This window comes from Paenibacillus montanisoli (assembly GCF_003268025.1).
Classification (GTDB): domain Bacteria; phylum Bacillota; class Bacilli; order Paenibacillales; family Paenibacillaceae; genus Paenibacillus_Z; species Paenibacillus_Z montanisoli.
The window spans coordinates 1,812,560-1,827,551 of record NZ_QLUW01000001.1 but is presented as its reverse complement, the minus strand read 5'-3'; the positions used below and the strand labels follow the sequence as shown (position 1 = coordinate 1,827,551).

At 54.2% G+C, this 14,992-nt stretch carries 10 protein-coding genes; 1 reads left to right on the top strand and 9 read right to left on the bottom strand.

The features are described 5' to 3' along the window. Positions 1-3: 3 nt before the first annotated feature. The 4 genes from DL346_RS08170 to DL346_RS08155 form a co-directional block, all read right to left on the bottom strand. Positions 4-1,749, bottom strand: a complete 1,746-nt coding sequence (locus DL346_RS08170) for a proline--tRNA ligase (protein WP_112881510.1) — start codon at positions 1,747-1,749, stop codon at positions 4-6. A 441-nt stretch (positions 1,750-2,190) separates the two neighbouring features. Next, a complete protein-coding gene (locus DL346_RS08165) occupies positions 2,191-3,393 on the bottom strand; it encodes a ZIP family metal transporter (RefSeq protein ID WP_112881509.1) in 1,203 nt (400 codons plus the stop codon). A gap of 17 nt (positions 3,394-3,410) precedes the next feature. Continuing rightward, positions 3,411-4,457, bottom strand: a complete 1,047-nt coding sequence (locus DL346_RS08160; protein WP_112881508.1) for a multicopper oxidase domain-containing protein — start codon at positions 4,455-4,457, stop codon at positions 3,411-3,413. A 249-nt stretch (positions 4,458-4,706) separates the two neighbouring features. After that, positions 4,707-6,230 carry a DUF4153 domain-containing protein gene (locus DL346_RS08155; protein WP_112881507.1) on the bottom strand — a complete coding sequence of 508 codons (1,524 nt, stop codon included), beginning with the start codon at positions 6,228-6,230 and terminating at the stop codon, positions 4,707-4,709. A 134-nt stretch (positions 6,231-6,364) separates the two neighbouring features. Between DL346_RS08155 and DL346_RS08150 the strand changes: the two genes are divergently transcribed. After that, complete coding sequence (locus DL346_RS08150; RefSeq protein WP_112881506.1) at positions 6,365-8,230, top strand: ABC transporter substrate-binding protein; 1,866 nt, start codon at positions 6,365-6,367, stop codon at positions 8,228-8,230. 23 nt (positions 8,231-8,253) lie between these two features. On the opposite strand, the gene DL346_RS08145 is transcribed toward DL346_RS08150, so the two are convergent. The 5 genes from DL346_RS08145 to DL346_RS08125 form a co-directional block, all read right to left on the bottom strand. After that, a complete protein-coding gene (locus DL346_RS08145; protein WP_112881505.1) occupies positions 8,254-9,810 on the bottom strand; it encodes an ABC-F family ATP-binding cassette domain-containing protein in 1,557 nt (518 codons plus the stop codon). 70 nt (positions 9,811-9,880) lie between these two features. Further along, entirely contained in the window at positions 9,881-11,014 is a 1,134-nt protein-coding gene (locus DL346_RS08140; RefSeq protein WP_112881504.1) for a Ger(x)C family spore germination protein, read from the bottom strand. Next, entirely contained in the window at positions 11,011-12,123 is a 1,113-nt protein-coding gene (locus DL346_RS08135) for a GerAB/ArcD/ProY family transporter (protein ID WP_112881503.1), read from the bottom strand. The genes DL346_RS08140 and DL346_RS08135 overlap by 4 nt, the downstream gene beginning before the upstream one ends. Continuing rightward, positions 12,120-13,706, bottom strand: a complete 1,587-nt coding sequence (locus tag DL346_RS08130; protein WP_112881502.1) for a spore germination protein — start codon at positions 13,704-13,706, stop codon at positions 12,120-12,122. The genes DL346_RS08135 and DL346_RS08130 overlap by 4 nt, the downstream gene beginning before the upstream one ends. 145 nt (positions 13,707-13,851) lie before the next feature. Continuing rightward, complete coding sequence (locus tag DL346_RS08125; protein WP_112881501.1) at positions 13,852-14,946, bottom strand: threonine aldolase family protein; 1,095 nt, start codon at positions 14,944-14,946, stop codon at positions 13,852-13,854. Positions 14,947-14,992: the final 46 nt, after the last annotated feature.

The window sequence follows — 14,992 nt, the reverse complement described above, 5'->3', positions numbered from 1 at the left end:
TAGTTAGCTTCTGTCGCGCAGAACGGCCGTAACACCATGAAGCACATCCGAAACCGCCTTTCGCTGCGCGGCTCCTTCGCTCCGTTCCTTCCATTCAATCTCGCCGTCCGCGATCCCTTTCCCGACGACGATGCGAACCGGAATGCCGATCAGATCGCTGTCCTTCAGCTTCACGCCCGGCCGTTCGTCCCGGTCATCGAGCAGCACATCGAATCCTGCGTCCGTTAAACATGCATACAGCCGTTCCGCAGCCTCCACCTGCTGAGCGTCATGCAGCGAAACCGGAATCACATGCACGTCGAATGGAGCGACCGAAGACGGCCAGATCATTCCGTTCTCATCATGATGCTGCTCGATAATCGCCGACAGCAGCCGCGAAACGCCGATGCCGTAACAGCCCATGATAATCGGCTTCGTTTCGCCGTCGGCGCCAACGAATTGCGCTCCCAGCTTCTCGCTGTACTTAGTCCCTAGCTTGAAGACATGGCCGATTTCGATGCCTCTCGTCGTTTGGAGCTTGCCGTTCTCGCAGCTTGGGCAGCAATCGCCAACCTCGATATTGCGAAAATCCCCTGTGCGCGCAAGCGGGAAGTCCCGGCCAGGCACGACGTTTCGGACATGATAGTCCGTTTCGTTGGCACCGGCCACCCCTGACCGCATCCGGCTCACTTCCACGTCGACGAGCAGCGGGATCGTCAAGCCCGCCGGACCGGCAAACCCGGTACCCGCGCCGGTGACGGCCCGGACCGTGTCAGCGTCGGCAAGCGTTAAGGAGATCGCGCCTAGTGCGTTCATCACTTTCGTTTCGTTGATGCTGTGATCGCCCCGCACGAGCACGGCGACCGGCTTCCCGTCCGCTGCGTAAATGAGCGTCTTGATCAGTTCTTCGCGGGCAATGCCAAGTCCTGCAACCAAGTCATCGATGGACTTCATCCTCGGCGTATGGAATTTCTCCATCGCCGTTTGCCTCGAATCCGTGCCGGCATCGCGCTCGGCGCCCCGATTCATCGCTTCAAACTGCGCGGCGGACAAGCTTTGCGCTTTCTCCATGTTCGCTGCATATCCGCACGAGTCGCAAGTCACCACATCATCCTCGCCGGACTCGGCAACGGCCATAAATTCATGCGTTCCGCCTTCGCCGCCGATCGCGCCGGCATCCGCGTGAACAGCCCGAAACGCCAGCCCGCAGCGCTCGAAAATCCGGTGATAAGCCTCATACATGGCTTGATAGGTCTTATCCAGCCCTTCCCAATCGCTGTCGAACGAATACGCGTCCTTCATCACAAACTCCCGGCAGCGCAGCAGCCCTGAACGGGGACGGCGTTCGTCGCGGAATTTGGTCTGCAGCTGAAATAACGTTACCGGCAGCTTCCGGTATGTTGAAATCTCTTGGCCGACAAGCTGCGTGATAACCTCCTCGTGTGTCGGTCCAAGAGCAAACTCCCTGCCGTTGCGGTCGTGCAGACGAACAAGCTCTGGGCCGTAGATCTCGTATCGGCCCGATTGCTGCCACAAATCCGCAGGCTGCAGAGCAGGCAGCAGCACCTCCTGCGCGCCTGTGCGCTCCATTTCTTCCCTCACGATCGCTTCCACCTTGCGAAGCACGCGGCGGCCGAGCGGCAGGAATGAATACACGCCTGCCGAGAGCTGGCGGATAAAGCCGCCTTTAACAAGCCACTTGTGGCTGATTGCTTCCGCATCTGCAGGCACCTCCCTCATCGTTGGGAGAAAAGCTGATTTTTGTCTCATGGGGATCGCCCTTTCTTTGTCCGAGAGGAAAATAAAAAACACGCACCCATCCCTGGTTAAGGGACGAGTGCGCGCTCGTGGTACCACCCAAAATTCAGCCGTCGATTACGGCTCTCATTTCCTGATAACGGGGCGTGCCCGGCTGCAAATACGGAGTACTGACGGTTCCTTGCAGCGACTACAAGGCGGGGCGATTCCTGCAGCTGCGGGGAGGCTCTCAGCCGATGGTCTCCCTCTCTGCGCACAGCTTCTCAAGAATGCATGTCCTTGATGACGGTCGTTCAACAATTGAATGTGAACATTAAGTTACAACAAGTTCGGCTGCAAGTCAACGGGAAAATGCAACGGCCAAAAAAACGCAGCCCTTATCGGGTTGCGTTTTTTTAGCTATAAGGCTTTAGTTTACATAATCATAATTATGTCACTAACCGCAACCGTCACCTACACACTCACAAACAAAGCCGTCACGTACATCAGCAAGATCCCGAGCGCCAAGCCGCCGAGGTTCAGCCACGAGACTGCCGGCTTGCCGGCTTTGCCTGCTTCCCGGACGATCATTTTGCCGATGACATAGATAACCTGCATAATCGCCCCTGCGCCAATGCCGAAGAACAGCGCGGCGAAGGTTTCGTTGAACACGAATCCGCCGGTCCAGGTGCCGATGATCGCCGGCGCTCCGCCAACGACGGCCAAGCCAAGAAACGTTCGCCACGTCGGGCGCTCGTTCAGCAGCGGCGCCGCTATCCCGATTCCTTCGGTTATGTTGTGCAGCGTAAAGCCGATGACGAGAAACGTGCCGAGCGCCGCTTCGCCCGCAGCGAACGCCGCTCCGATGGCCAGACCCTCGCCCAGGTTGTGCAGCCCGATGCCGCCGGCAATCTTGTACGCCACGATTCGGCCGTTTGACGCGTTTCGTTTCTCGCTGGATTGGTCGATCGCGAGCAGAAACAAGAAGCTAAGAAACGCGCCGAACCAAACAAGACCGGTGCCATGGAAAATGCCGGGCGCTTCCGCCCCCAATTCTAGCCCTTCCTGCAGCGTATCGACCACAAGGAAGAATAGCAGCCCGACGGTAAGCGCAAGTACAGCCTGTATGCCTCCTTGCGAAAATCTGCGCAGAAACGGAAACCAAAGCAGCCCCAGTCCGACAGGTATGACGCCGACATAGAAACCGATCAGCGCGTATTGTCCGACTCTTGCGGCATCCGGCACCGGCGTCTTCGCAGCGACCGCCACTTCTCCCGTGAAGATAAGACCGTTCCCCGTAATCAGCTTGATTTCATACGGATCTCCTTCGACCCAGCCATACGGGATGGTAATTTCCGTTTCACCGAAACGGCTTAACGTATCTCCGTTGCTAAACTCGGCATTCCAGAACGCATCATTGACGAGCACCTGCGCAATGGTCACTTCCTCCGGTCCCGTGTTCAGCACGTTAACCGTAAAGCCTTCGTCGTTGAGCGTGATTTTCTGAACCTCCAGCACTTCAATCGGAGCGACTGGCTCATCCTTGATGCCTGTGCCAAGCGTCGTAATAAAGTAAATCATGAAGCCGAGCAGCACAAGCGGGAGAATCCCCCACAGCCACGCCAGCCTTGGCAGCCTGCGGTTCGTGTTAGCGGTTTTGACCGTATTCGTCTCCATCTCGATCCCTCCCCCTCCTAAGCCTTCGCTTCGAAGAAGCCCATCCAGCCGAGCTCCGCGAATTCGCTTTGATGCGCATGGAACATATATTGTCCCGGCTCGGGAAAGACCATCTCCAGAATGCCGCGCTGCCCCTGGCACTGCATGACCGTATCGGTGAATACCGGCCTTGCATCGGGATCCGCGCCCACTTCATAGTACTTGAAGAAGTTCGCATGAAGGTGGAACGAATTAATCAAATCAAACTCCGTTAGATTGCTGAGGTATACTCGGACAAGCTCACCGACCTTCACCGGAATCGGCCATGCCTGATAAGCGAACGCATACCCGTTGACGGTATAAATTTCATTCTCCCCGTCAAGATCGAGGTCAAAGCCGTTCATCACCATGTTGAGTTCACGGGCCGGCTTTCTCGGTTTCTTCGGATCGACGATAAAATTGCCGTACAGCCCTTTATGAATATGCTTCGCAAGCGGCGGAATGTGGCAGTGGTAAACATGCATGCCGGCCGGCTTCGCTTCGAACTCATAGATGAATTCCGTGCCGGAAGGCACCGGCTGGACGCCGTCCATCTTAGGGGGATGAATGCCGTGAAAATGGATGGAATGCGGGTGCGTCGACCCGTTCCAAAACTTCACGCGGATGATATCCCCTTCCGTGCAGCGGATCGTCGGGCCCGGAATCGTCCCATTGAAGGTCCAGCCCGGAAATTTGATTCCTTTGGCGATTTCGACAGTGGTATCGGACGCAATTAGGTTATATTCCCGAACGGTGCGGCCATCCGCTCGCGTGCTTGCTTTCCCGTAGTCGAATGCTGTCAGCGCTTCGATAGCGGCCTTCAGTCCGTCTGTTTGCTCCTTCCCCGGATCGTAGCCGTGCGCCATCATCTGATGCTTCTGATGGCCCAATGCCGAATGAACGTCATGCTTCGACATTGCCTTTACCGGTTTGCCAAGCAAGGACCCTTGGCCAAACAAGCTTCCGCTCATAGCGCCTATGAACCCGGCAGCTCCCCATTTGAGCACATCCCGTCTTGACACGCGGCGGTTAAAATTAATCGGCATCTATGCCCACCTCCATTTTTGCGTTAAGGAAAGTTTTTTTTGCTAGTGCAAATTAATAGACAAAAAAATATGATTATGGACAAGGGACAAAATGTTTCCCGTGTGCAAAACTTAGATTAACTTAAATATATGCGGTTGCGTGGAATTTGTAAACCAAAATTTTATCAGCTTGTTCGACAAAAAAAAGCCCGCGAAAATCGCGGGCCTGCATATATTTAACTGCATGAATTAACTATTTAATTGCATGAATTACTTCTCTTCCGTCCAGTTTGTTACGCGAGAAACCGACAAATTCCATGAAGGCCAGCCGCCTCTATTCTGCGCCGCAAGGCGCATGCTGCGCAGCAATTCATCGCTACTAGGTTGCAATTCAGGCGCCTCCACCGAGAGTTCTGCAATAGCCGGAAAGGCGTCCGACGATCGCGATCCCAAGTAGTTCAAATCGATTTTGCCTGTCGCGTGGTAACGAGCAATGTTCTGCTCCGCGATAATGGCATCCACATTGACGTAATTCATGACCACATAAGCCGCTACCGCCAGCCCGATATAAGCTTTCGCCAGCGAGAAATGCTCCCGCCATATCCGGACGAACGAAACAATCAGAATGAGGCCTAAGAAAATCATGAAGCCGTGTACCAAAATTCGCGTCTGCGTGTACCCATAGGCGGATTCATAAAGAGACAATCTGCTGTATGCCGACACCAGCATCACGATCGTACAGCCGACCAGCAGGGAAAGCGACAGCTTTCTTGCGGTCTCGGCGCCTTTCCCCTCTTTGCGAATGCCATGCAGTCCGCCCAGAAGAAGCGCTAAATTGATCAAGGCCACGACAACGAGCTGAGCAAAGCCTTGCCTTGCATACTCCGCGTAAGCAGCCTCTGCCGGCAATAGCCCATGAGCCGCTCCGAACAGATACGAGAATTGAATGGCGGCAAAAACGATGTAGACAACGTTAAAGCTGATCAGCAGCGTAACGGCAGTCAAAGGATCGAGCGCAATACCCGGCATAGACCCGTTCACCGCCGTTGAAGCCTCTTTCCAGCCGTCCCCGGATTTACGGAAGAGCAAAGTCCATAGGTAGCCAAACGAATAAAGCGCAATAATGCCGGCTACGATTACCCTTCTTAGCAAGGAGCCGATGGACAGCCCGCCGAACAGTTCAGGCAGCCGGTTCACCAGATCCATGAAGATTTGGTCCGCAGATGCGAGCAGCAAGATGACCACGACAAGCGGCGGCACTGCCAGCAGAAGGCCGAGCGCGATTCTCCGCAGCTTGCTGTTTTGCATCTGCCCCTCTTCACTGCCCGCCTTCGGAGAAATCCGGTTCGCGAGGAGCCCAAACGGAACAGCAAAATAGGAGACGGGCTTGATGAGAGCGAGGTACAGCACATCCTGATAGAACGCGGTCCGATACCACGGCTTTGCGCTGCTCCGGGACAGCAGTACGGTTTGTGCCGCGATTAGCGCGGGCAGCACAACGATGTTTAAGCTCCGAAACAGCTCATTATGAAAGAGAACGTAGCTTAACGCCAATAAGGCGATAGGCAGAATGAGCAGCCACCCCGACTTGGATTGGCCTCTCCATTGGTCGAAACCGCCGATTCTTCCCTGTACGGCATAGAAGAACAAGCCATAGAACGCGCCTACAAAGAGAAGGACGGATAGGCCGAGCGCATTCCCAACGAACAAATATTGACTGAATAGTCCGTACCCAAGCGAACACACCGCCATCGTTTCGTATTTTCTTTGCCACGGCGCCGGATCTCTCAACATGACTCACTCCCGTTAATAAGCTGCTCTGGCAGCGATTGTGCTTTTCTCCTTTTTATTGTAGCCTATAAAATAAGAACAAAAAGTGTAAGTTTCCTCAGCGAAATTTCATATTTTAGACCGGGAGACATGCCAAGATGAAGATGAGGCAGCATTATTTGGCCTTGCGCAGCGCCTTTCCTCAGCTGCAGGAGCAAGAGCCGTTCGAGGTGACTACGCAGGAGCTTGCGGAAGCGCTTGACTGCACGCACCGGAACATGGTTCTGCTGTTGCAGCGCATGCAGCGAGAAGGCTGGCTGAGCTGGACGGCGAAGAGGGGGCGCGGCAACCGCTCCGTGCTGGCGTTTCTCGCGAAACGGGAAGACATCGCGCTGCAGGAGGCGCAGGAAATCGCGCAAAAGCAGGACTTGCAAATGGCCATTTCATATTTGCAAGCGATGGAGCAAGAAAGCCCGCGGGGGCTGCGGGTACAGTTTCAAGAATGGCTGGCGGAACGGTTCGGGTTCCATTCCGAGGTGCAGGGCGAGCAGCGGCTCGATCTTCTCCGGTTTCCGCTGCCGCAGCGCATCCATACGCTCGATCCGGCGGCGATTCACTACTCCGGTGAATCGCATCTGGTGAACCAGCTGTTCGACGGTCTTGTCCGCATGAGCGCATCCGGCGATGCCATTCAACCGCATCTGGCTTTTGCTTGGGACGTTGATGATTCTCGCACGACGTGGACGTTCTATCTGCGCAAGGGCGTCCTCTTTCACCATGGACGCGAAATGGCGGCAGCGGATGTGACCTACACCTTCAAACGACTGCAGGCACTCGCGCCCAAAGGCTTGTACAATTGGGTCTATATGGACATCGCGCAGATTGAAGCTTGCGACGATCGTACGGTGCGGTTTGTGCTCAGCCGGCGAAATGAAGCCTTTCTTGCCTTCCTCTCGACCAACCGGGCGTCGATCGTTCCGGCTCCGAAGCGGAACAATCATACTGAAGACGACAGCCCGTATCCCGTCATTGGCCTTCAGCCTATCGGCACCGGACCGTTCCGGCTCGCGGACCGATCGAACGGCGTCATCGTGCTGGAAGCGTTCCAGAACTATTTTCAAGGCCGGGGCTTTCTTGACCGCGTAGAAGTATGGTCGCAGGCGGACCGTCAGCCAAATGACGATGAAGGCGAGCTTCCCCCCTTTCAAGTCATGCACAACGTGCGGCTCTCGGATCCGGCGGCAGAGCAATGGCAGCAAATTCGCCAGTCCGGCATGACCTGCAAATTTTTGACGGTCAATGAGCTGCGTCAGGGACCGCTTGCCAGCGCAGACGTTCGTGAAGCGTTCGACTTCGCCCTCGATCGGTCAGAAATCATCGAGCGTTTATCCGGCGACGTCATCGATAGAGCCGAAAGCTTTTGGCCAGCCCGATCAACCGGCACAACCGCCGCGCAAGCATCACCTGCAATCCGCCCTGCTCCATCGGACGTTCAAGAGCGTTTGGCCCGTGCCGGTTACAGAGGCGAACCGATCGTCCTGGCTACGATTCCGCAATATGAGCAAGACGCGCTAATCGTGAAACAGGTTTGCGAGCCGGCGGGTATTCCGATCACGGTCAAGCTGATTCCGGCCGAACAATTTCAAGGCGAAGATCGGCTTCATGCCGACCTGCTCCTCTTCGCCGTCATGCTGGACGAGCATCGCGAGCTGCGGCTCATCGATTTGTTCAAAAGCATGCAGCACCACATGGCACCGAGCATACGAGCGTCAATAGATCGCCAGCTTTCCGAGCTTCTATCCGAACAGAACGCCGAGCGCAGGGCTGATCGGTTTCTAGCGATCGAACGCGAGCTGACCGCCTCGCACAGGCTGCTCTTCCTTTACCGCAAGCATCTAAAAACCGCGTTCCACCCTTCCATTCGCGGCATTTCGCTAGAGTCGCTGGGCTGGGTGAGGTTCCGCGATTTGTGGTTTACCCATGCATCCGGCAACAAAAAAACTGCCCCGCACGGTCCCAATTGACCGTACAGGGCAGTTCTTCTACATTAAAACACCTTCGTCGTCCATGATTCGCAATTCCAAACTTCCGTCACGACATCACGGTAAAATTCCGGTTCGTGCGAGATCATCAGAATGCTGCCTTTGTACGCCTTCAGCGCACGCTTCAGCTCATCCTTCGCATCGACGTCCAAGTGGTTCGTCGGCTCGTCGAGCACGAGCACGTTCGTCTCGCGGTTGATCAGCTTGCATAGCCGTACCTTCGCTTTCTCGCCGCCGCTTAGTACCGCGACTTTGCTCTCGATATGCTTCGTGGTCAAGCCGCATTTCGCCAGAGCCGCGCGCACTTCGAACTGATTAAATGAAGGAAATTCATTCCAAATTTCTTCGATGCACGTATTGTAATTCGCGTCCTTCGCTTCCTGCTCGAAGTAGCCGATCGCAAGCGTATCGCCTAGCTGCACCGATCCGGAAATCGGCTTGATCTCGCCAAGAATGCTGCGCAGCAGCGTCGTCTTCCCGATGCCGTTCGCGCCGACGAGCGCGATCTTCTGACCGCGCTCCATCCGCAGATCAAGGGGTCTGGACAAAGGCGCATCGTAGCCGATAACGAGCTGATTCGTTTCGAAGATCAGCCTGCCCGAAGCTCTCGCGTCCTTAAAGTTGAATTGCGGCTTCGGCTTCTCCTTCGCAAGCTCGATCACTTCCATCTTGTCGAGCTTCTTCTGCCTCGACATCGCCATGTTGCGGGTTGCAACGCTAGCCTTATTCCGCGCAACGAAATCTTTCAAATCCGCGATTTCCTGCTGTTGGCGTTTGAATGCGGATTCGAGCTGCTGCTTCTTCATCTCGTGGACCTGCTGGAAGTGGTTGTAGTCGCCGACATAGCGATTCAGCTCTTGATTTTCCATATGGTAGATCAGGTTAATTACGCTGTTCAGGAACGGAATATCGTGAGAGATCAGAATGAACGCGTTCTCGTACTCCTGCAGATAGCGCTTCAGCCATTCGATATGCTGCTCGTCCAAATAGTTCGTCGGCTCGTCAAGCAGCAGAATATCCGGTTTCTCGAGGAGCAGTTTCGCAAGCAGAACCTTCGTACGCTGCCCGCCGCTCAAGTCATTGACGTCTTTATCCAGCCCGATATCGGTCAAGCCAAGGCCGCGCGCCGTCTCTTCGATCTTGGCGTCGATCATGTAGAAATCCTGGTTCGTGAGCGTATCCTGGATAGTCCCCACGTCCTCGAGCAGCTGCTCGAGCTCCTCCGGAGTAACGTCGCCCATTCGGCCGTACATGTCGTTCATTTCCTGTTCCATGTCGAACAAATATTGGAACGCGCCTTTCAGCGCGTCGCGAATCGTCATGCCTTGGCTTAGCACCGCATGCTGGTCCAAGTAACCGACGCGCATCCGCTTCGACCATTCCACCTTGCCGTCATCGGGCTGCAGCTTGCCCGTAATGATATTCATGAAGGTGGACTTTCCTTCGCCGTTCGCGCCGATCAGTCCGATATGCTCGCCTTTTAGCAGACGAAAGGATACATCGTTGAAGATCGCCCGGTCACCGAAGCCGTGGCTCAGTCGTTCTACGTTTAATATGCTCATCTATGACACCTTTTCTGTTAGTCTTTTACTCGTTATATTATAGCGTCACGTTTCCGACAACTCAATCATATTAACGCATTTCTCCGTAATCCTTGATCTCGGTGTCCACACGGATCCTCACGTCTGCTTTGGCGAAAGCATCCTTTTCCCAACCGTCGCTTACCTTCTTATAGGCCGCGTACTGATAGGCGCGCGCGAAGAGTCCGAGTCCGGTCGGGTCCACCTTCGCTTTTTGCAATTTTGCGATCAGCTTCCCCATCTGCTGCTCCAGCTGCTTGTCAATCATGGCTTCGAGCCTGGTCGCATTTTTATCTACATTGTACGCAAACAACCGTTCCGTCAAATGAATCGGAAGGTCCAAGTCAATATCGAAAATGAACTTGCCGCCGGCGTAGCCCACACTAACCTTGCGCTTCACGTCCGTCACATAAAAGCTGATCGCCCTAGTCTCAAAGACGGATTTCTCATGCTTCACATCAGGCAGAACGAGCGTCAGGGATAAATCCGCCAGCTTCTCGTCTTGGATAATTTGAAGCAGCTCGTTCTCCTCGAGGTTGATCGACGTTCGGTAGATGCCTTCGTTATCCAGCAGTGCCGTACCGGGAAGCACGATTTCGGAGTTTGACAGACGGAGCTCTGTCATATAGGGGGTGATCGATTTGTCAAAGAGCAGGCGGTGAAATTCAAACAGCGTCGACTTCTCGACCAAATTCCGTTCATGCGCCGTATCGACCAGCTTCGCGATATGGAGCGAGAGCCTTCGCTTATCGTCCGGCGCGAAATACATCACCGGCTCAACCGGACCATCCACCGCAATGAGTCTGGCATTCGTTTTGGCTTTCGAATCGCGGTACAGCACATCGAGCAGCTGCACCCAGCCTTTATGCCGAAGAACGCGCTTGCCGATCAGCACGTTCTGCAGCTTGCCAATGCTGATTAGCGCCGACACCCGCGCTTCTAATTCGCCTCTTGCTTCGCGAATGGTAGTTGCGGTCACCTTTGAAGTCTCGTTCTTCGACTTCGCTTCTTTGCTGAATACGGGTGATGACGAATATAGGACCAAATTATTGTCCTCGTCCAAATCGATGCCCACCATCAGCACGAGCGTTATATTTTCCAAGTCGAGCCGGTCCTTGCAGCCCGAGAGCAGCAGCGAAAGCAGACAGACGGCAACCGTCATGCAGCAAAACTGTTTCTTCCTCATTTCTGCCACCTAGGGAACCAGGACATGACGGACAGCAAGCACCATAAGGCGACCGGGAAAATAAACGCCATCAAGAGGCCGAATTTTGAAAATAGGGCGATCCACTTATCGCTTGTCAACCAGCCCGGATTCCAAATATAGGTCACCGCCAGCATGCCGATCAGCAAGAGAAGCAAGTGGGTGGCAGCCTTGCCGATCGGCACGAGCCGATGCGAGCAATAAACGGTCATGTGCAACGCGGGGATCCACGTTTTCGATATGACGAGCAGGTAGAAGGTCAGCATCACGATATCGAATCGCTCCACGAACCGGTATTCAATGATTTTCGCCAGCGTCAGCATGATATCGTTGTAATACGTAATTTCATCCGGGCTGAACACGACAAAGCACAGGATCGTCACATAGAGGTATACAATCAGCGTTAACGTATTCGCCACGAAAATGCCGAGCGACGCCTTCTTCTTGTTGCCGAGATGGGGATAGAGGAAGAAAGCCGCCTCGAAACCTAGAAAAGACAGCACTGTTGCCGGAACCGTTGAAAAGACAGGCATCCATCCTTCCTTCAGCACGGGCAGCAAATGCAGCCAGTGAGCTTGATCGAACAGCGTGAGAAGCATGAACGGCATCCACAGCGAACAGAGTAAGATTATCTCCGCATATCGCCCCAATGCGCGCCAACCGCCTTTCACGATCATATAGGCCGGGATGACAAAGAGCAGCATGAGCACAAAAGGCCGGGATTGCTGCATAATCCAGCTGTGAATGAGCAGAATCATCCGATCCAGCAGCAGATAGGCGTAAAGCGAGAAATACACGCCGAAGACGGCTGTCATGAGGTAACCGGACCATCTGCCAAAAAAACGCGAGATCAAGTCGATGATCGTGCCTTCCGGATGCTTCTTCATAATTTGAACGATAAGAAGGCTGGCGACGAGGGAACCGGCGTAGCCGATAAACAGCGCGATCCAACCGTCCGTCCCGCCCGTATCCGCAAGATCTCTGGGCAGCGAAATGACGCCGATGCCGAGCTGCATGCTATGAATGATCAAGATATATTGCAGCAGCGTCACTTGATTTTCTTTCGCCGGTTTGAGGACCGATCCCGTCATTTGTTCTCACCATCCGACCGATTGCTGCCCATTCGTTTTTTCTGCAAGGAACGCACGCTTCGCGGCCGCGTCGTCATTTTCCAAAGCGGGAGACGCACGAAGACATCCTTCCAGTCGCTTATTCGAATCGGCGCGATTGGCACGCTAAACGGCTCAGAAAGCGAGGTTAAGGAGATAAGATGCGCGATCAGCACCATAAATGCGACGATAATGCCGACAATGCCGAACATCGATGCGATAAGCATGACAGGAAAACGAATAAGCCGGATCGCCGAGGCCATATCGTAGTTCGGCAAAATAAAGGAGGCAACGGCGGTTGACGAAACGACGACAACCATCAGATTGCTGACGATGCCGGCCTGCACGGCGGCTTGCCCGATGACGATACCGCCGACGATGCCGACGGTTTGTCCAACCGGCGCGGGTAGCCGAATGCCGGCCTCTCTGAGCATTTCCAACGTTATCTCCATGATTAGCGCCTCTATTAATGGCGGGAATGGAACGGCGGCCCTGAACTGGCCGATCGACAATATAAGGTCGAGCGGAATGACCTCATGATTAAAGGAAATGCAGGCGATATAGATGCCGGGCAGAAAAGCGGCGAGAAAACAAGCGAAAAAGCGCAGCAGCCGCATGAAGGTTGCTACAGGCCAGCGCGTGCTGTAATCGTCGATGCCCTGGAAGAATGCCGCGATGCCTGCCGGGGCGATCAGAACGCTTGAGGAGCGGTCGACGATCACGCACAGCCTCCCCTGCAAAATTTGCGAAGCAGCGGTATCCGGACGTTCGGTCGTAATGAACTGCGGCAGCAGCGAGAACGGATTATCCTCGATCAGCTCCGCGAGCTCGCCGGTATTCAAAATGCAGTCGACATTTAACGACGTTAATCGCCTTTCCATTTCCGCCAGCAATTCCGGTTCCGTCACATCCTCAAGATACAGAATGGATAACTTGCTAGCGACACGGCTACCGACGGACAGTTCTTTGATCTTCAGCTCTCTGCTGCTAATATAACGGCGGATAAGAGCCACGTTCATTTCCGATGTTTCGATAAAGCCTTGATGCGCGCCCTTTAGTGAAGCTTCGATTTGCGAATCGGAGATCGCCCGCTGCGGCCAGCCTTGTGTGTTGAACGCATACGCCTGTTCAACGCCGTCGATGAATAGCACGCTTTTGCCATGCAAGATCGCAAGCTCGAATTGATCAAAGCTCGAGATCGTCGTAATATGGCCGAGCGTCACGGGCAGCAAAGGGAGCGTTCTTTTACCGAGCCTTCCTCCTTTGGCGACGCCGATATCTTCCGATTCGAACATGAGCTGATAGAGAACGTTGTTGTTAATCGAGTTTTTATCCGCAAGCCCGTCGAAATAAACCAGAACGGCATGACTCTCCGTTGGCCGGTAGAAGAAGCTTCGCATCACCATATCGGGCGCCTTGCTGAAGATCGCGCGGATCGCCTCGATATTGGCTTTCAACTGGCTGTGAACATGGCCTCTCGCCGGTGCCCGGTTACCGCTTGATGGGCTGGAAGTCTGGAGGCTCCGGCGATTGAAATATTTGATTATTCGAAGCAATAATTCCATGGGGCACCTCGTTTCCAGAACGTAGGTATTCGTACTTCATTTTGCCAAATGCCCATGCGAATTATTCCAGATTAGCCCAAGCCGAACAGGCTGCCCTAAAGTAAGGGCAGCCTGAATAGCTAGTGATGTGTCTATTACGCGAGCATTATTTTATGTGATTAAGTTTCTCGTTCAGCAACCGAAATGCGTCCTGCAGCAGCGGCTTCGGTATCGCCTCGTACCGTTCGCCGAGACTGACTTCAAAATAGCAGGATGTTTCATTAATAGCATTAATATTCCGGGTCAATCCGATTCCGGTCTCCTTATATAGGTCGAGAAAAAGCGGAACCAGCGTTTCCTTCGATACATCCGCATGGACGTGGAACATGTTCAATACGGGCACTTCCGGCTTGGTCTTCAATCCGGTACACCTATTATACAGTTCCGCAAGCTCCATGGCGGCCGCATAGTATTTCGCCATCTCCCCTTTGCGCCGCTCGAAATAATAATCGCTGCTCACAATGTATGGATATAGGCTGATCAGATCGCCGCCATGCCGTCTCTTCCATATTTTCGACGTTTCCGTAAATGCCTCGCCGCCGGCAAGAATCGCGCCTGCAATGCCGCCGATTCCCTTGTAGAACGATACATAAACGCTGTCGAACAGCGCGCATACCTCTGCTGCCGTCTTCCCGTAATAAGGCAAAACTTCGAATAACCGCGCTCCGTCCAGATGCAACTTGATCCCCCGCTTGCGGCAAAGTTCGGCAACGGCCTCCAGCTCCTCAAACGCCGGAAGCTGCCCGCCAATCTCCCTCTGCGGCAGCTCAAGCAGCAAGCAAGCAACATCCTCCTTCATATTTCCCACATCGCTTAGCGTGATCAGTCTGTCCTTGTCCGCAAGCAAAACCGGCTCGAGGTGATGCAGCTCCTTCAGCCCGTCCTTCTCATGGATCTCCAGATGGCACAGCGGATGGTACGCCACCTTCTTCTTCCCCAGCTCATCGCTCCAGATCCGAAGCGCGATCTGCTGCGCCATCGTGCCGCTTGGAAAAAACACCGCCCTTTCTTTACCCAAGAAAGCAGCCATTTTCGCTTGAAAATCTTCGATCAGCTTGCCGTTTCCATATATATCGCTATCCGTATCCCCGTCGATTCCTTCGAATGCTTCCAGAAGCAGCCGAACGGAGAATTTGCCGCTTCCGGTCACCGGATAGGGGGTTTGGTTAAAGGCTTCCAAGATCGGATTAGCTTGCGCCATGACATTCACCATCTCCTTCTCATGCTATCGGCCATATTGTACTCGT